This window comes from Bradyrhizobium sp. 142 (genome assembly GCF_023074015.1).
Classification (GTDB): domain Bacteria; phylum Pseudomonadota; class Alphaproteobacteria; order Rhizobiales; family Xanthobacteraceae; genus Bradyrhizobium.
This window is the reverse complement of the sequence record NZ_JADPKQ010000447.1, coordinates 22,097-38,449: the sequence shown is the minus strand read 5'-3', so window position 1 is coordinate 38,449 and position 16,353 is coordinate 22,097. Positions and strand designations below refer to the sequence as shown.

Below are 16,353 nucleotides of genomic sequence, written 5' to 3'. Positions count from 1 at the left end.
GCCCCTCGACATAGGCCGCAAACCGCGATTCACTCCCGTCCGATCTTGGGTGACCCATCCCAGCTCTCCATGCCGAAAAACGAATCTCCCGAAAATACCAGCAATTCCAGGATCAAAGATCGCGACTTTCTGACTCAGTAAGATTAGTTGCGCTTCTTCGCGCGGTACGGCGACCCCACGCTCTCGATAGATTCCGCGGTATGGGTCCCGGCCTTCGCCGGGACGACGATGTGGCGGGCCACGCGCCACGCACGTGATCATCATCGTCCGGCTCGACCGGACGATCCAGTATTCCAGAGACGATTGTGATTGAGCCGAGAGGCTGCGGCGTACTGGATGCCCCGCCTGCCGCCTTCGCTAGCTTCGGCGCTCCTGGACCTCAACCCCGGCGAAGCCTTGGCATAGCCGGGTTGCGGGGCATGACAGCATCATCTGGTCGCTACGCGTACCGCCCGTGGCAGTGCTTGTACTTCTTGCCGCTGCCGCACGGGCAGTCCTCGTTGCGGCCGATCTTGCCCCAGCTGGCGGGGTTCTTCGGATCGCGCTGGGCGGCGGACACTGCGTTCGCCTGCGCTCCGAGCGTCACGCTCGCAAGCGCCATCTCGTCCTCACCGGTGTTCGGGTCGAACTTGTGGGCTTCCATCTGCGGCAGTACCGGCGCTTCCTGCTCCGGCGGGATGATCTCAACCCGCATCAGCTGCGCGGTGACGGCCTCGCGCAAGTGAGCGCTCATCTCCTGGAACAGGTTGAACGCCTCGGTCTTGTACTCCTGCAACGGATCGCGCTGGCCGTAACCGCGCAGGCCGATAACCTGGCGCAGATGGTCGAGCATGATCAGATGCTCGCGCCAGAGATGGTCGAGCGTCTGCAGCAGAATGGTCTTCTCGACGTAACGCATCACGTCGGGGCCCCATTGCGCGACCTTGGCCGCCATGTGCTCGTCGGCGCGGGTCTCGATGCGCGTGAGCAGCTCCTCGTCGGCGATGCCCTCTTCCTTGGCCCAGTCATCGACCGGGAGGTCGAGGTCAAGTACGCGCTTGAGCTCTTCTTTCAGGCCCGCGACGTCCCACTGCTCGGCATAGGCATGCTCGGGCACGTGCTTGGCGACGAGGTCGTCGATGAAGGCGTGGCGCATGTCGCCGACCGTTTCGGCGACGCTCTCGTCCTTCATCAGCTCGACGCGCTGATCGAAGATCACCTTGCGCTGGTCGTTCTGGACGTTGTCGAACTTGAGCAAATTCTTGCGGATGTCGAAGTTGCGGGCTTCGACCTTCTGCTGCGCCTTCTCCAGCGCCTTGTTGATCCAGGGATGGATGATCGCCTCGCCTTCCTGCAGGCCGAGACGCTGCAGCATGCTGTCGAGACGATCCGAGCCGAAGATGCGCATCAGATCGTCTTCCAGCGACAGGAAGAACTTTGAGCGGCCGGGGTCGCCCTGGCGGCCGGAGCGGCCGCGGAGCTGGTTGTCGATGCGGCGAGATTCGTGACGCTCCGAGCCCATGATGTAAAGGCCGCCCGGCTTCGTCGCGGTCTTGGCGGGCTTTGAGCCCTTGGCCGGCTCGATCTCGACGGTCTCTTCAGCCTTGAGCACGATCTCGCGGAAGCGCTCGACGTCGGCCTTGATCTGCTCGATCTTCTTCGCCTTCTCGGCTTCGTCCTCGATGCCCGCAGTCTCCTTCGGAATGCGCATCTCGAGCGAGCCGCCGAGCTTGATGTCGGTGCCGCGGCCGGCCATGTTGGTCGCGATCGTGATCGCGCCGGGCACGCCGGCTTCGGCGACGATATAGGCTTCCTGCTCGTGGAAGCGCGCGTTCAGCACCGCGAACAGTTTTGCCGGTTTGCCGGCACGGGCCGCGGCGTAGAGCTTGTCGAGTGCGTTCTCCTTGCCGAAATCGATCTGCTTGTAGCCGTTAGATTTGAGGAATTCGGCGAGCACTTCCGACTTCTCGATCGACGCGGTGCCGACCAGCACCGGCTGGAGCCGCGCATTGGCGCGCTCGATCTCGGCGAGGATCGCGCCGTACTTTTCCTTCTGGGTGCGATAGACCTCGTCGTCCTCGTCCAGGCGGCCTACCGGCACGTTGGTCGGGATCTCCACGACCTCGAGCTTGTAGATGTCGAACAGTTCGTCGGCTTCGGTCAACGCTGTGCCGGTCATGCCGGCAAGCTTTTCATACATCCGGAAATAGTTCTGGAACGTAATCGAGGCCAGCGTCTGGTTTTCCGGCTGGACCTGCACATGCTCCTTGGCTTCCAGCGCCTGATGCAGCCCTTCGGAATAGCGGCGGCCCTGCATCATGCGTCCGGTGAACTCGTCGATGATGATGACCTCGTCGTCGCGGACGATGTAGTCCTTGTCGCGCGTGAACAGCGTGTGGGCGCGCAGCGCCTGGTTGATGTGGTGCACGACGGAGACGTTCTCGACGTCGTAGAGCGACTCGCCCTTGAGCTGGCCGGCGTCGCGCAGCAGCGTCTCGATCTTCTCCATGCCTGCTTCGGTCAGCGTCACCGTGCGCTGCTTCTCGTCGACCTCGTAATCGGTCTTGTCGAGCTTGGGCAGGAAGCCGTCGATGGTGTTGTAGAAGTCGGAACGGTCGTCGAGCGGGCCGGAGATGATCAGCGGCGTCCGCGCTTCGTCGATCAGGATGGAGTCGACTTCGTCGACGATCGCGTAGAAGTGCGGCCGCTGGACCATGTCCTCAAGCCGGTACTTCATGTTGTCGCGCAGATAATCGAAGCCGTATTCGTTGTTGGTGCCGTAGGTGATGTCGCAGGCATAGGCCGCCTTGCGCTCGGAATCATCCAGGCCGTGGACGATCACGCCCGTGGTCATGCCGAGGAAGCTGTAGATCTGGCCCATCCAGGCGGAGTCGCGGCGGGCGAGATAATCGTTGACGGTGACGACGTGGATGCCCTTGCCCGCAAGCGCGTTGAGATAGACCGCGAGCGTCGCAACAAGCGTCTTGCCTTCGCCGGTCTTCATCTCGGCGATGTCGCCCTCATGCAGCACCATGCCGCCGATCAGCTGGACATCGAAATGGCGCTGGCCGAGCGTTCGCTTGGCGGCCTCGCGCACGGTGGCGAAGGCCGGCACCAGCAAATCGTCCAGCGTCTTGCCCTCGGCGAGCTGCTTCCTGAACTCTGCGGTGCGGGCCTTGAGCGCCTCGTCCGACAGATTGATGAGTTCGGGCTCCAGCGCATTGATCGCGTTGACGCGGGACTGATATCCCTTCACCCGCCGGTCGTTGGCGGAGCCGAAAAACTTGCGGGCGAGCGCGCCGATCATGCCTAGTTCCTGTGTTCGCGAATTAACCGCATTGCAGCCAAGAGGTTGTCACCCGCTTGCCCATCAACTCACCGTGACGCCCGTGGTGCCAGTAGCCCGGCTTGCAGGGGCCATCCGCCATATGGGTGGGAATTGAGCAAGTCCGGGTTCAACGGCCAAAAACGCAGCAAAATAAACGCCATCGCCATGAACGCGACCGCGCAGAGATATGGCCCGGTCAGGGCCTTGTCAACGGCGGCCGCATTGCGGCTAATTCATCATTTTGACAGACTTTTCGCGTTGCCAAGCCTCCTTGATTGGGCGAGTGTCCGCCCCGCTCGAGCAGCCCCCAGCTTCAACAAAGGATTTTGCATGACCACCTCGTTCCCGGTAACGAAAACCGGCCTGCGCTTCGGCCTCGCCACCGCCCTTGTGGGCTGCCTTGCGCTGGCGCTGATCGTGGGTCCCGGCCGGGCTGCCGATGACCCGGTCCTGGCAAAGGTCAATGGCTTGGACATTAAGAAGAGCGACGTCGCACTGGCCGAAGAGGAACTCGGGCCGAGCCTCGCTCAGATGGATCCGGCGACCAAGGACGAGAACGTCCTGTCGTTCCTGATCGACATGAAGATCGTTGCCAAGGCCGCCGAGGACAAGAAGATCGGCGACAGCGATGAATTCAAGAAGCGCCTGGCGTTCGCCCGCAACCGCCTCCTGATGGACGGCCTGCTCGCCAGCGAAGGCAAGGCGGCGACCACCGACGATTCCATGAAGAAAGTCTATGAGGAGGCCTCCAAGCAGATCACCGGCGAGCAGGAAGTGCGCGCCCGCCACATCCTGGTCGAGACCGAGGACGAGGCCAAGGCGGTGAAGGCCGAGCTCGACAAGGGCGCCGATTTCGCCGAGCTCGCCAAGAAGAAGTCCAAGGATCCGGGCTCCGCCGACGGCGGCGACCTCGGCTTCTTCACCAAGGAGCAGATGGTGCCGGAATTCTCCACCGTGGCCTTCGCGCTCGAACCGGGCAAGATCTCCGATCCCGTGAAGTCGCAGTTCGGCTGGCACATCATCAAGGTCGAGGAAAAGCGCAGCCGCAAGGCGCCGGACTTCGCACAGGTCAGGCCCCAGATCGAGCAGTACGTGACCCGCAAGGCCCAGGCCGATTATGTCGCCAAGCTGCGCGCCGAAGCCAAAGTCGAGCGGATGGACCAGCCGGCGGATGCGGCGAAGACCGACACCAAGCCGGCCGACGCGGCCAAGCCTTCCGATGCCAAGCCGTCAGACAGCAAGATGGCGCCGCCGGCGAAGAAGTAAGAATTCGCTGTCACTTCGCGGACGCCAATAGTATCTAACGTCGCAATGGCCGGGCTTTGCCCGGCCATCTGCATATCCAGATCCCATCAAGGCGCCTCGCTATGTCCTCAACCGTCTCCCCGCTCGCCCCGAAACACGTTCCTGACATGCCCGTGATCGCGGGCGTCAGGCTCGCGACGGCCGAGGCTGGCATCCGCTACAAGAACCGCACCGACGTTCTGCTCGCGGTCATGGACAAGGGCACCGCGGTCGCGGGCGTCTTCACCAAGTCGAAATGCCCGTCTGCGCCGGTTGAATGGTGCCGCGCCAAGCTGAAGAGCGGCAAGGCGCAGGCGCTGGTGGTCAATTCCGGCAATGCCAATGCCTTCACCGGCAAGACCGGCCGAGCCTCCACCGCGCTGACCGCGAAGATCGCGGCCAAGGCCGTCGGCTGCAGCGAGAACGAGATATTCCTCGCGTCCACCGGCGTAATCGGCGAGCCGCTCGATGCGACCAAGTTCGATGGCGTGCTCGGACGCCTCGCCGAGAGCACAGAGCCCGCGAGCTGGCTCGACGCGGCCAAGGCAATCATGACCACCGACACCTTCCCGAAGGTCGCGACCGCGACCGTGAAGCTCGGCAAGGCCAGGGTCACCATCAATGGCATGGCCAAGGGCGCCGGCATGATCGCCCCGGACATGGCAACCATGCTGTCTTTCATCTTCACCGACGCGCCGATCGCGCCGGCCGCGCTGCAAGCCCTGCTCAAGAGCGGCGTCGAGGATTCGTTCAACGCTGTCACCATCGACGGCGACACCTCGACCTCGGACACGCTGCTGGCTTTCGCGACGGGGGCAGCTGCCGAACACGGCGCGCCGAAGATCAGCCGCGCCAGCGATCCGCGTCTGAAGGCCTTTACCAAGGCCTTTTACGGCGTGCTCGCTGATCTCGCCGAGCAGGTGGCGCGCGACGGCGAAGGCGCGCGCAAGCTGGTCGAGATCACGGTCGAGGGCGCCAAGACCAAGGCCTCGGCGCGCAAGATCGCGATGTCGATCGCAAACTCGCCGCTGGTCAAGACCGCAATCGCGGGCGAGGACGCCAATTGGGGCCGCGTTGTGATGGCTGTCGGCAAGGCCGGCGAGCCCGCCGATCGCGACAAACTGTCAATTTCCTTCAACGGCATCCGCGTCGCCAAGAGTGGCGCGCGCGATCCGTCTTATGACGAGGCGCAGGTATCGGAAGCAATGAAGGCGCCGGAGATCGCGATCAAGGTCTCGCTCGGCCTCGGCAAGGGCCGCGACCGCGTGCTGACCTGCGATCTCACCAAGGAATATGTCGCGATCAACGGGGATTACAGGTCGTAAGTCCTCTCCCTCAATCCAACGCGGGCAGCCCTACTTAGCGATGACCGACCTCAAACTGACACTGGTGGTGGCGTGCGCGCTTGTAGACGCCGACAAGCGCGTCCTGATCGCGCAGCGCCCCGAGGGCAAGACGCTCGCCGGCCTCTGGGAATTTCCCGGCGGCAAGCTCGAGCCCGGCGAGCGGCCGGAGCAGAGCCTGATCCGGGAGCTCCACGAGGAGCTTGGCATTACCGTCGCCGAACCCTGCCTGGCGCCGCTGACCTTTGCGAGCTACGCCTACGAGACCTTCCACCTGTTGATGCCGCTCTACGTCTGCCGCCGCTGGGAAGGCCTGGTCACGGCGCGCGAAGGCCAAAGCCTCGCCTGGGTCCGCGCCAACAAGCTGCGCGACTATCCGATGCCGCCCGCGGACATTCCACTGATCCCGCATTTGATTGATTTGCTGCTGTGAATGGAAGTTCACCGTCACCCCCGCGCAACGGCGACGCCGTTGTCGCTGGAGGTGCCGGAGCGAAGCGGAGGCCTCGAAGGGCGACGGCGCCAGTGTGCCTGCTGGCATCATTCGAGGCTCGCCGAAGAGGCTCGCGCCTCAGGATGACGCCGCGTTTTGCGGCAAGGCACCGCTACTTCCCTGCCTTCTTCACCGCCTCCGCCAGGCTGACCTTCGCCGAACCAGGCTTGAGCGGCTGCTGCTGGCTTGCATGGGGGGCCCAACCGGACAGCCAGATGACGTCGAACGTCGCGCGGATGCGGCCGTCGGCGTCAGCAAAGCGCTCGGCATAGATTTCGGCCATGCGCAGCAGCGTCGCGCGGCGGCTCGGCGTGCGGCGCCGCTCGATCAGCACATTGGCCGCGCCCATGCGGCGGAGATCCTGCATCAGCGCGAACACATTGGCGTAGCGGACCACGACGCGGTCGACGTCGGTGACCGGCAGCGCAAAGCCCGCCCGCTGCAACAGCGCGCCGATGTCGCGCAAGTCAGCGAATGGCGCAACACGCGGCGACACGCCGCCCTCGCATTCGGCTTCCGCGGCGGCAAAGGCCTGGCGCAGCTCGATGAGGGTGTCGCCGCCGATCATCGCCGCCAGCAGAAGCCCGTCCGGCTTCAGCGCGCGGCGGATTTGCGCAAGCACGCCCGGCAGGTCGTTGACGAATTGCAGCGCCAGCGCCGAGACGACGAGATCGAGACTTTCGGCTGAGAAGGGCAGCTTCTCCGAACCCTCAGCATCAAGTGCGATCCGCTGAAATGACGGCAGCTCTCTGCGTAACGCTACGAGGCCCTCGCCAGGCGTCCAGAGATCGGCCGCCGCGCCAAATTCCCGCATCACCGCGGCCAGCCGCTCGGACATATCCTCAGCGACGCGATCGAGCAGGAAGCTCACCGCACCTTGCGCCTGCGCGCGGCGCTGCCGCGCGTGCAGCAAGGCGCGATCGAACAGGACGGGCGGATTTTGCGAGTGACTTTGCGAGTCTTGGGCCATGCCGCTGGTTACGCCGATCTTGACGGTTCTGGCAATCCGGTGCGCGCGGAGCTAGCTTTCGCCACCATGGAAGCCGACACCGCCCCCTCCCGTTCCATCTCGACGCCTCTGCGTGCCGCATGGACAGCCGGGCGCCACGTGCTGGCGCGCGCGGCAAGGCTCGCGCTCGACATTGCGCTGCCGACGCTGTGCGTGTCCTGCCGCGAACCGGTCGATGGTGAAGGGGTGTGCGCGGCCTGTTGGGCGCGGCTGTCGTTCATCGAACGTCCGTACTGCCCGCGGCTCGGCATCCCCTTCGTCTATGATCCCGGCCCCGACATGCTGTCGATGGAGGCAATTGCGAGCCCGCCGGCCTACCAGCGGACGCGCGCGGCTGTGCGCTATGACGACGTCGCGCGCACGCTGGTGCATGCGCTGAAATACCAGGACCGCACTGATCTGGCCCTGCCATGGGCCGCTGGATGGCGCGCGCCGGCGGCGAGTTGCTCGCTGGAGCCGACATGCTGGTCCCTGTTCCCCTGCATTGGCGACGGGCCTGGCGGCGCCGCTACAACCAGTCCGGGGCGCTGGCGCGCGTGATTGAGCGTCAGAGCGGCGTCAGAGTGCGGGGCGAGGTGCTGCGCCGGGTGCGCGCCACCGAGCAGCAGATCGGCCTGTCGCGCGCCCAGCGCGCCACCAATGTACAGGGCCGCATTCCAGGTATCCCCCGACCGTCAGGCCGAGGTTCAAGGCCGCCGAATCGTGCTGATCGACGACGTCCTGACGTCAGGCGCGACGCTGGATGCCTGCGCACGAGCCTTGCTCCGCGCCAAGGCGGCCCAGGTCGACGTGCTGGTGTTCGCCCGGGTTGTCGAAAGCCGGTGAAGTCCCATATAATTCAATGAATTCCTGACAAGAAAGCGCTGGACGCCATGACTGCTGCTATCGAGATCTACACGAGGCCGGGCTGCGGCTATTGTTCCGCTGCCCGGTCTCTGCTGACCCGCAAGAAGGCGGCCTTCACGGAATTCGACGTCACCAGGAACTCGTCCTGGCGCGACGCGATGTACGATCGTGCCGGCGACGGCGCGACCTTCCCGCAGATCTGGATCGGCGGAACCCATGTCGGCGGCTGCGACGACCTCTACGCGCTCGACCGCGAAGGCAAGCTCGACGTGATGCTCGAAAGCATCAAGGCCGTCTCATGAGCCAGGATCAAGCGAAGGAACATCAAGCCAACGATCGTAGCTTCACCGCCGCCATGGTGCAGATGCGCACCGGCCTGATGCCTGAGCCGAGCCTCGATCAGGCAACGAAGTTGATCCGGCAAGCGGCGGCGAACGGTGCCGACTACGTGCAGACGCCCGAAGTCAGCAACATGATGCAGCTGAATCGAAAGGCGCTGTTCGAGCACCTCCAGAGCGAACAAGACGACACATCGCTGAAGGCCTACCGCGCGCTCGCGGCAGAGCTAAAGATTCATATCCATGTCGGCTCGCTCGCGCTGCGGTTCTCGCCGGAGAAGGCGGTCAACCGCTCCTTCCTGATCGGACCCGAGGGCAATCTGCTCGCGAGCTACGACAAGATCCACATGTTCGACATCGAGCTGCCGGACGGCGAGAGCTACCGCGAATCTGCCAATTACCAACCGGGCGAGACCGCCGTAATCTCCGACCTGCCCTGGGGCCGCATCGGGCTGACGATCTGCTACGACGTGCGCTTCCCCGCGCTCTATCGCGCGCTCGCCGAGAGCGGCGCGTCCTTCATCACGGTGCCGTCCGCGTTCACCCGCAAGACCGGCGAAGCGCACTGGCACGTGCTGCTGCGTTCGCGCGCGATCGAGACCGGCTGCTTCATCTTTGCCGCAGCACAGGCCGGCCTGCACGAAAACGAGCGCGAGACCTATGGTCATTCGCTGATCGTCGATCCCTGGGGCGAGATTCTCGCCGAGGGCGGCGTCGAGCCCGGCATCATCATGGCGAAGATCGACCCCGCCAAGGTCGGGACGGCGCGGAGGGCGATCCCGTCGCTTCAGCACGGCCGCCGCTTCGGCGTCACCGACCCCAAAGCAGGCCCCGACCACCTGCATCTCGTGCGGGGATCGGCATGATCCGCTACGCGCTCCACTGCGATCGGGGCCACGCATTCGAAAGCTGGTTCCAGAGCTCGTCCGCGTACGATTCGCAGGTGAAGCGCAAGCTTGTGACCTGCCCGGCCTGCGGCTCGGCCAAGGTCGACAAGGCGATCATGGCCCCACGCATCGTCGGCAAGAAGGGACGCGGACGCGCCACGCCGCCGCCGGAGCCGGCCGCCGCGACAGCGCCCGAGGCTGCACCGTCCGGACCGACATCGCTGCTGATGGCGCAGGAGCGCGAGCTGCGCGCCAAGCTGAAGGAACTGCGCGATCACATCGTCAAGAACGCCGACAATGTCGGCGAGCGTTTTGCGAACGAAGCCCGCGCGATGCATTACGGCGACAAGGAGCACCGCCCGATCTACGGCGAGGCCTCGCCCGACGAGGCCAAATCGCTGATCGAGGAAGGCATCGAGGTCTCGCCGCTGCCGACGCTGCCGGAAGACCGGAACTAGACTCCCACCAGCACCGCAACGCCGATCACAATCAGCGCGATGCCTGCCAGTTCACGAGGCGCGATCGGCTGCTTGAACGAGTAGTAGGCGACGCCTTGCGCGAACAGAACCTCGATCAATGCGAGCGTGCGGACATTGGCGGCCGCTGTCAACGCGAAGGCCAGGAACCAGAACTGGGAGGCGAACGCGCCCATGAAGCCCGCGAGCAGCGACGGCTTCCACAAGACCAAAATCGCCTGGAGCACCTTTGGCGCGCGCCAGAGCAAGTAGACGGTCAGGATCAGCGTCTGCACGAACAGGCCGAGCACCAGCGTGAACGACGCGGCCGTCACGAACGAGACGCCCGGCACGTTGATGATGGCGCCGCGAAAGCCGACCGCGGACAAGGCGAACGCCGCGGCGGCGACGAGGCCGATGATAGTCGGCTTCAATTCGGCAAAGCTCTTCTCGCCGCCAGGCCGCAGCGCGGTGATGACGACACCGACGGTGGCGATCACGATCGCGAGCACCTTCAGCCAGGTCAGGTGATCGCCGAGGAAGACGAAGCCGAAGATCGCAGTCTGGATCGCCTCGGTCTTCAGATACGCCGTCGTCACCACGAAGGAGCGGTCGTTCATCGCCAGCAGCATCAAGCCGGTGGCAACGATCTGGCTGAGCGCGCCGAGCAGCAGCCAGGGCCAGAACACCGACGGCGGCATGCCGAGATGATCGCCGGAGACGATCAGCACGACGCCTAAGAACAGCACCGAGAACGGGAAGCCGAACAGGAAGCGAATATTGGTCGCGCCCCAGGTTCCCAGCGGCTTGGTCAGCGACCGCTGCATCGCATTGCGCGCGACCTGCCCGAGCGCGGCAACGATCGTGAAGGGAATCCAGAGGCTGGTTACGGTGAGCATGGGGGATGCGGGTGGGAGAGGAAGCTGCGGCCAACGTGCCGTCAGTGATCGAGCAGGTCAATCACGCCCACGTCATAGGAGCGATGCTCTCGCCACGAATTCCGCCGTCGTCCTGGACAAGCGAAGCGCAGATCCAGGACCCATTACCCCACGGGGTAATTTGGCGGAGACTCGTGGTCACCTATTCGCACCACGATTCCTCCCTGGGGTAATGGATCCTGGCTTTCGCCAGGACGACACCTATAGCGTTATGCAGCCGACCTCTTACAAGGAACTCAGCCACTATGGGCAACGCCTCACACCATCGCTTCCGCCACGACCATGTAGTTCACGTCCATATCAGAGGAGAGCGTCCACTTGTCGGCGAAGGGGCTGTAGATGACGCCCGTCTGCTCGGTGATGACGAGGCGATTGTCGAGCAGGTATTTCGTCAGCTCGTCGGGGGTGACGAACTTGTTCCACTCGTGGGTGCCGCGCGGCAGCCAGCGCAGGACGTATTCGGCGCCGACGATGGCCAGCGCAAAACTCTTCCAGTTCCTGTTGAGGGTGGACACCACCATGAGGCCGTTCGGCTTCAGCATCGAGGCACAGCGCTTCAGGAACATGCCGACATCGGTGACGTGCTCGATCACCTCCATCGCCAGCACCATGTCGAAGCGCTCGCGCGGGTCGACTGCCTCGACCGTGGTACAGCGATAGTCGATCGCAAGGTGGCCCTTGTCGGCGTGCAGCTTGGCGGCGGCGATGTTGCTCTGGGACGGATCGATGCCGATGACCTGCGCGCCCAGCCGCGACAGCGGCTCGCACAGCAAACCGGCGCCGCAGCCGATATCGAGCACGCGCAGGCCGCCGAGGCAGTTGAGGCTGCGCAAATTGCGTTCGAACTTGCGGCAGGCGGCGTCGCGGATGTAGCCGAGCCGCAGCGGATTGATCCGGTGCAGCGGCGCCATCTTGCCATTGGGGTCCCACCACTCCGCCGAAAGCTTTGAGAATTTTGCGATCTCGGCGGCGTCGACGGTCGAGCCCGGTTGGAGGGTTGCGGTTGCGGAAGTATCTTGCTGCATGCTCACCGCGTAGTGATCGAACTACGGAAGGCGAGCGGCGAGGCGATGGTCTTGATCGTCTCGATGCCTTCGCCGACGCCGCGAATTGTCACGTCGCCATAGTTGAGAATACGTCCAAGGATCGTCTGGTTGACGTCGACGCTCTCGACCTTGTCCAGCGCCATCTCGAAGGTGCGGCGCTTGATGAAGCCGGTCTTGTGCACGACCCGCAAATTAGTGACGTCGGTCTCGGTGGTGAAGCGGTGGAACCAGCCCCTCACGGTCCAGTAGAGCGCTGCCAGCGCCGCCAGGCCGGAGGCGATGAGACACAACAGCACGAGCCCCTCGACGATGGTTTGCCGGGACAGGATGAACAGGATGAGGGCTGCGATCCAGGCCAGAATGGCAGGAAAATAGAAGATCCAGTGCGCATTGGTCGAATACAGTACCCGCTCGCCCGGCTGGAGGATCTCGTCGATATAGCGCGCCATAATCTCGATTAACCCATTACCCCCGTATCCGAGGCCGCAGGACCCGCTTGCCCCCGGCCCCGTCGCTATGTATACGCGCGGTCGGCATCCGTGGGCCCGTCTCGCGCGGGTCACCATACTTATCCTTATAAGGGAATGCACGCGTCGTCATGAGCCGCCTCGTGATGAAATTCGGCGGCACATCCGTCGCCAATATCGAACGTATCCGCAACGTCGCACGCCATGTGAGGCGTGAGGTCGACGCTGGCCACGAGGTGGCCGTGGTCGTCTCCGCCATGTCCGGCAAGACCAACGAGCTGGTGGCGTGGTGCAGCGAGGCCTCACCCATGCACGACGCGCGCGAATATGACGCCGTGGTCGCCTCTGGCGAACAGGTCACCTCCGGCCTGCTCGCCATCGCGCTCCAGGGCATGGGCATCCAGGCCCGGTCCTGGCAGGGCTGGCAGATCCCGATCAAGACCAGCGACGCCCATGCCTCGGCCCGGATCGAGGACATCGACGGTACCGAGATCATCAACCGCTTCAAGGAGCGGAAGGAGGTCGCGGTCATCGCCGGCTTCCAGGGCATCAGCCCCGCGACCGGCCGCGTCACCACGCTCGGCCGCGGCGGCTCCGACACGTCGGCGGTCGCAATCGCCGCCGCCGTCAAGGCGGACCGCTGCGACATCTACACCGACGTCGATGGGGTCTACACTACCGACCCGCGAATCGTGCCGAAGGCGCGCCGGCTGGACAAGATAGCGTTCGAAGACATGCTGGAACTGGCTTCCCAGGGCGCGAAAGTGCTCCAGGTTCGCTCGGTGGAACTCGGCATGGTCTACAATATGCCGATCTTCGTGCGCTCCAGCTTCGACAAGCCCGAGGATATCGACCCGCATGCCAACCAGCCGCCCGGCACGCTGATCTGCAGCGAGGAGGAGATCATGGAAAGCCACGTCGTCACCGGCATCGCCTTTTCGAAGGACGAGGCCCAGATCTCGGTGCGCCAGATCGAGGACAAGCCCGGCGTCGCGGCGTCGATCTTCGGCCCGCTGGCCGACGCCAACATCAACGTCGACATGATCGTGCAGAACGTCTCCGAGGACGGCAAGACCACCGACCTCACTTTTACCGTGCCGGCTGCCGACTACACCCGGGCCAAGGAGACGATCACCGCGGCCAAGGGCCAGATCGGCTATGCCCGGCTCGACACCGCCACTGACGTCGCCAAGATCTCAGTAATCGGCAGCGGCATGCGCAGCCATGCCGGCGTCGCCGCACAGGCGTTCTCGGCCCTCGCCCGACGGAACATCAACATCCGGGCCATCACAACCTCCGAGATCAAATTCTCGGTTCTGATCGACACCGCCTATACCGAGCTTGCGGTGCGCACCCTGCACACACTCTACGGCCTCGATCAGACTTAGACGAATTTTCTCTTAGCGGTCGCAGCAAACGCGAAGGTGTACACACATTCGCGTCTGGCAGGCGTTTTGCTTGGCAAAACAAGCCTCAATTCGCTATACGGCGGACAGGGTGGGCTGCCACAAACTGTGCCCCAGTGGAGGCGGTGCTGATTCGGCTCAGGCGATGGCTCCGGCGATTGCCCGGGCCGGGGCCGGATGAGCAAATTCGTTGTTTTTCTGGATTCTCGGGCGAGCCGCCGGAGCCCCTCTCGGGCCCGGCTGAGTGAGGAGATTGGCGGCACATGCGGAGCGCGTCGGGAGGTCCCCGCGTCTTGTTGAGACGGCTCCGCGAAACCATGGCGGAGCAGGTCTCGGCCCAAGAGCGGCTGGACAAGATCGTGGTGCTGATCGCCGCCAACATGGTGGCCGAGGTGTGCTCGGTCTACGTGCTGCGCGTCGACAACACGCTCGAACTCTACGCCACCGAAGGCCTCAAGCGCGAGGCGGTGCACCACACCGTGCTGAGCGCCCATGAGGGTTTGGTCGGCCTTGTCGCCAGCGAGGCGACGCCGCTCAATTTGAGCGATGCGCAGAGCCACCCGGCGTTCTCGTTCCGCCCCGAGACCGGCGAAGAAATCTATCACTCCTTCCTCGGCGTCCCGATCCTGCGCGCCGGCAACACGCTCGGCGTGCTGGTGGTGCAGAACCGCGCCAAGCGCACCTATGTCGAGGAGGAGCTCGAGGCGCTGCAAACCACCGCCATGGTGCTGGCGGAGCTGATCGCCTCCGGCGAATTGTCGGCGCTGGCCCAGCCGGGCCAGGAGCCGGCCGCGCGGCATTCCATGCAGAAGGTCGGCGCCATCCTGTCGGAGGGCATCGCACTCGGCCATGTCGTGCTGCACGAGCCGCGCGTCGTCATCAAGGACTACATCGCCGAGGATCTGCCGAAGGAAATCAAGCGGCTCGATACCGCGCTCGCGAAGCTGCGTTCCGATCTCGACCGCATGCTGGAGCGCGGCGACGTCGCCGAAGGCGGCGAGCACCGCGACGTGCTCGAAGCCTATCGCATGTTCGCCAACGACCAGGGCTGGTCGCACAAGCTGCACGAGGCCGTCGCCACCGGCCTCACGGCGGAAGCCGCCGTCGAGCGCGTGCAGTCCGACACCCGCGCCCGCATGCTGCGTTCGACCGATCCTTATTTGCGCGACCGGCTGCATGATCTGGAAGATCTCGGCTACCGGCTGATGCGGCAGCTGGTCGGCCAGGACCACGCGCCCTCGCGCGAGCAATTGCCCGACAATGCCATCGTCATCGCGCGCGCGATGGGACCGGCGGCGCTGCTCGACTACGATCGCAAGCGCCTGCGCGGCATCATCTTGGAGGAAGGCACCGCCAATTCCCACGTCTCGATCGTGGCGCGCGCGCTCGGCATTCCCGCGGTCGGCGAGGTGCCGAACGCGCCCGGCATCGCCGATCCCGGCGACGCAGTCATCGTCGACGGCACATCCGGCTCGATCTATGTGCGTCCCTCGCAGGAAATCGAAGCGGCCTTCGCCGAGCGCGTGCGCTTCCGCGCCCGCCGCCAGGCGCAATATCTGGCGCTGCGCGACCGGCCTTGCGTCACCAAGGACGGCGAGAAGGTCGAGCTGCTGATCAACGCCGGCCTCGCCATCGACCTGCCGCATATCGAGGACACCGGCAGCGCCGGCATCGGCCTGTTCCGCACCGAGCTGCAATTCATGGTCGGCCAGAGCCTGCCTCGCACCAGCGACCAGCTCGCGCTCTACCGCACCGTGCTGGATGCCGCGGGCAGCAAGCCGGTCACCTTCCGCACCCTCGACATTGGCGGCGACAAGGCGCTGCCTTATATGGAGACGGTGATCGAGGAAAATCCCGCGCTGGGCTGGCGCGCGATCCGGCTCGGGCTCGACCGTCCGGGCCTGTTGCGCGGCCAGATCCGCGCATTGCTGCGCGCGGGCGGCGGCCGTGCATTGCGCGTGATGTTTCCAATGATCTCGGAGGTTGCCGAGTTCGACGCCGCGAAGGCGCTGGTCGAGCGCGAGCTGACTTACTTGCGCCAGCACGGCCACACGCTGCCGGAGCGCATCGACATCGGCACCATGGTCGAGGTGCCGGCGCTGCTCTACCAGCTTGACGAGCTGCTGAAAAAGGTCGACTTCATCTCGGTCGGATCCAACGATCTGTTCCAGTTCCTGTTCGCGGTCGACCGCGGCAACGCCAAGGTCTCGGAGCGGTTCGACACCATGTCGGCGCCAATCCTGCGCGCGCTTCGCGACATTGCCCGCAAGTCCCATGCGGCGAAGAAATCGCTCTCGCTCTGCGGCGAGATGGCCTCGAAGCCGATCGGCGCGCTGGCCCTGATCGCGTTGGGCTATCGCTCGCTGTCGCTCTCGGCGAGCGCGCTCGGCCCGGTGAAGGCGATGGTGATCGATCTCGATGCCAGGAAGGCCGAAGCAATGCTCGGCCCGCTACTGGACGCGCCGGCCGGCAGCGTCTCGATCCGGCAGAAGCTGACGGAATTTGCCGAGGCCGAGGGTCTGGCGTTGTAGCGG

General features: G+C 64.7%; 13 protein-coding genes and 1 pseudogene. 9 read left to right on the top strand and 5 right to left on the bottom strand.

The features are described from left to right. Positions 1–439: 439 nt before the first annotated feature. Positions 440–3,286 (bottom strand): preprotein translocase subunit SecA, encoded by a 2,847-nt coding sequence (gene secA, locus IVA82_RS40960; RefSeq protein WP_247387302.1) that lies wholly within the window; start codon positions 3,284–3,286, stop codon positions 440–442. Positions 3,287–3,637: 351 nt separating this feature from the next. Here secA and IVA82_RS40955 point away from each other — a divergent pair, with 351 nt between their 5' ends. The 3 genes from IVA82_RS40955 to IVA82_RS40945 all read left to right on the top strand — a co-directional run bounded on the left by IVA82_RS40955 (position 3,638) and on the right by IVA82_RS40945 (position 6,367). Next, positions 3,638–4,573: a peptidylprolyl isomerase gene (locus IVA82_RS40955; RefSeq protein ID WP_247387301.1), complete on the top strand. Its 936-nt coding sequence runs from the start codon at positions 3,638–3,640 to the stop codon at positions 4,571–4,573. A gap of 101 nt (positions 4,574–4,674) precedes the next feature. After that, positions 4,675–5,916, top strand: a complete 1,242-nt coding sequence (argJ, locus tag IVA82_RS40950; protein ID WP_247387300.1) for a bifunctional glutamate N-acetyltransferase/amino-acid acetyltransferase ArgJ — start codon at positions 4,675–4,677, stop codon at positions 5,914–5,916. A 40-nt stretch (positions 5,917–5,956) separates the two neighbouring features. Next, the gene (locus IVA82_RS40945) at positions 5,957–6,367 is read left to right on the top strand and encodes a (deoxy)nucleoside triphosphate pyrophosphohydrolase (RefSeq protein WP_247387299.1); all 411 of its coding nucleotides are present in this window, start codon (positions 5,957–5,959) and stop codon (positions 6,365–6,367) included. Positions 6,368–6,539: 172 nt separating this feature from the next. Here IVA82_RS40945 and IVA82_RS40940 read toward each other — a convergent pair whose 3' ends face one another. Then, positions 6,540–7,397, bottom strand: coding sequence for a methyltransferase domain-containing protein (locus IVA82_RS40940; protein ID WP_247387298.1), 858 nt, complete (start codon positions 7,395–7,397; stop codon positions 6,540–6,542). Positions 7,398–7,463: 66 nt separating this feature from the next. Here IVA82_RS40940 and IVA82_RS40935 point away from each other — a divergent pair. From IVA82_RS40935 to IVA82_RS40920, 4 genes and pseudogenes are all read left to right on the top strand, one after another. Next, positions 7,464–8,261: pseudogene (locus IVA82_RS40935) on the top strand (ComF family protein). 47 nt (positions 8,262–8,308) lie between these two features. Beyond that, positions 8,309–8,584 (top strand): glutaredoxin 3, encoded by a 276-nt coding sequence (gene grxC, locus IVA82_RS40930; protein ID WP_247387297.1) that lies wholly within the window; start codon positions 8,309–8,311, stop codon positions 8,582–8,584. Further along, positions 8,581–9,486 (top strand): carbon-nitrogen hydrolase family protein, encoded by a 906-nt coding sequence (locus IVA82_RS40925; protein ID WP_247387296.1) that lies wholly within the window; start codon positions 8,581–8,583, stop codon positions 9,484–9,486. Before grxC ends, IVA82_RS40925 begins: the two co-directional genes overlap by 4 nt. Continuing rightward, positions 9,483–9,965: a DUF1178 family protein gene (locus IVA82_RS40920; protein WP_148740790.1), complete on the top strand. Its 483-nt coding sequence runs from the start codon at positions 9,483–9,485 to the stop codon at positions 9,963–9,965. The genes IVA82_RS40925 and IVA82_RS40920 overlap by 4 nt, the downstream gene beginning before the upstream one ends. Here the strand turns inward: IVA82_RS40920 and IVA82_RS40915 are convergent. From IVA82_RS40915 to IVA82_RS40905, 3 genes are all read right to left on the bottom strand, one after another. Continuing rightward, complete coding sequence (locus IVA82_RS40915; protein ID WP_247387295.1) at positions 9,962–10,861, bottom strand: EamA family transporter; 900 nt, start codon at positions 10,859–10,861, stop codon at positions 9,962–9,964. The genes IVA82_RS40920 and IVA82_RS40915 overlap by 4 nt on opposite strands. Positions 10,862–11,157: 296 nt before the next feature. Continuing rightward, a complete protein-coding gene (gene ubiG / locus IVA82_RS40910) occupies positions 11,158–11,931 on the bottom strand; it encodes a bifunctional 2-polyprenyl-6-hydroxyphenol methylase/3-demethylubiquinol 3-O-methyltransferase UbiG (RefSeq protein WP_247387294.1) in 774 nt (257 codons plus the stop codon). Further along, complete coding sequence (locus IVA82_RS40905; protein ID WP_247387293.1) at positions 11,928–12,395, bottom strand: PH domain-containing protein; 468 nt, start codon at positions 12,393–12,395, stop codon at positions 11,928–11,930. The genes ubiG and IVA82_RS40905 overlap by 4 nt, the downstream gene beginning before the upstream one ends. 149 nt (positions 12,396–12,544) lie before the next feature. Between IVA82_RS40905 and IVA82_RS40900 the strand changes: the two genes are divergently transcribed. Next, positions 12,545–13,801, top strand: coding sequence for an aspartate kinase (locus IVA82_RS40900; RefSeq protein ID WP_247387292.1), 1,257 nt, complete (start codon positions 12,545–12,547; stop codon positions 13,799–13,801). 281 nt (positions 13,802–14,082) lie between these two features. Next, a complete protein-coding gene (gene ptsP, locus IVA82_RS40895; protein ID WP_247387291.1) occupies positions 14,083–16,350 on the top strand; it encodes a phosphoenolpyruvate--protein phosphotransferase in 2,268 nt (755 codons plus the stop codon). Positions 16,351–16,353: the final 3 nt, after the last annotated feature.

Excerpts from the sequence above, each read along its gene's own strand:
- secA (WP_247387302.1), bottom strand. The coding sequence starts at position 3,286 with ATGATCGGCGCGCTCGCCCGCAAGTTTTTCGGCTCCGCCAACGACCGG.
- grxC (WP_247387297.1), top strand. The coding sequence starts at position 8,309 with ATGACTGCTGCTATCGAGATCTACACGAGGCCGGGCTGCGGCTATTGT.
- IVA82_RS40915 (WP_247387295.1), bottom strand. The coding sequence starts at position 10,861 with ATGCTCACCGTAACCAGCCTCTGGATTCCCTTCACGATCGTTGCCGCG.
- IVA82_RS40945 (WP_247387299.1), top strand. The coding sequence starts at position 5,957 with ATGACCGACCTCAAACTGACACTGGTGGTGGCGTGCGCGCTTGTAGAC.
- IVA82_RS40940 (WP_247387298.1), bottom strand. The coding sequence starts at position 7,397 with ATGGCCCAAGACTCGCAAAGTCACTCGCAAAATCCGCCCGTCCTGTTC.
- IVA82_RS40920 (WP_148740790.1), top strand. The coding sequence starts at position 9,483 with ATGATCCGCTACGCGCTCCACTGCGATCGGGGCCACGCATTCGAAAGC.
- IVA82_RS40900 (WP_247387292.1), top strand. The coding sequence starts at position 12,545 with ATGAGCCGCCTCGTGATGAAATTCGGCGGCACATCCGTCGCCAATATC.
- ptsP (WP_247387291.1), top strand. The coding sequence starts at position 14,083 with ATGCGGAGCGCGTCGGGAGGTCCCCGCGTCTTGTTGAGACGGCTCCGC.
- IVA82_RS40925 (WP_247387296.1), top strand. The coding sequence starts at position 8,581 with ATGAGCCAGGATCAAGCGAAGGAACATCAAGCCAACGATCGTAGCTTC.
- IVA82_RS40905 (WP_247387293.1), bottom strand. The coding sequence starts at position 12,395 with ATGGCGCGCTATATCGACGAGATCCTCCAGCCGGGCGAGCGGGTACTG.
- IVA82_RS40955 (WP_247387301.1), top strand. The coding sequence starts at position 3,638 with ATGACCACCTCGTTCCCGGTAACGAAAACCGGCCTGCGCTTCGGCCTC.
- argJ (WP_247387300.1), top strand. The coding sequence starts at position 4,675 with ATGTCCTCAACCGTCTCCCCGCTCGCCCCGAAACACGTTCCTGACATG.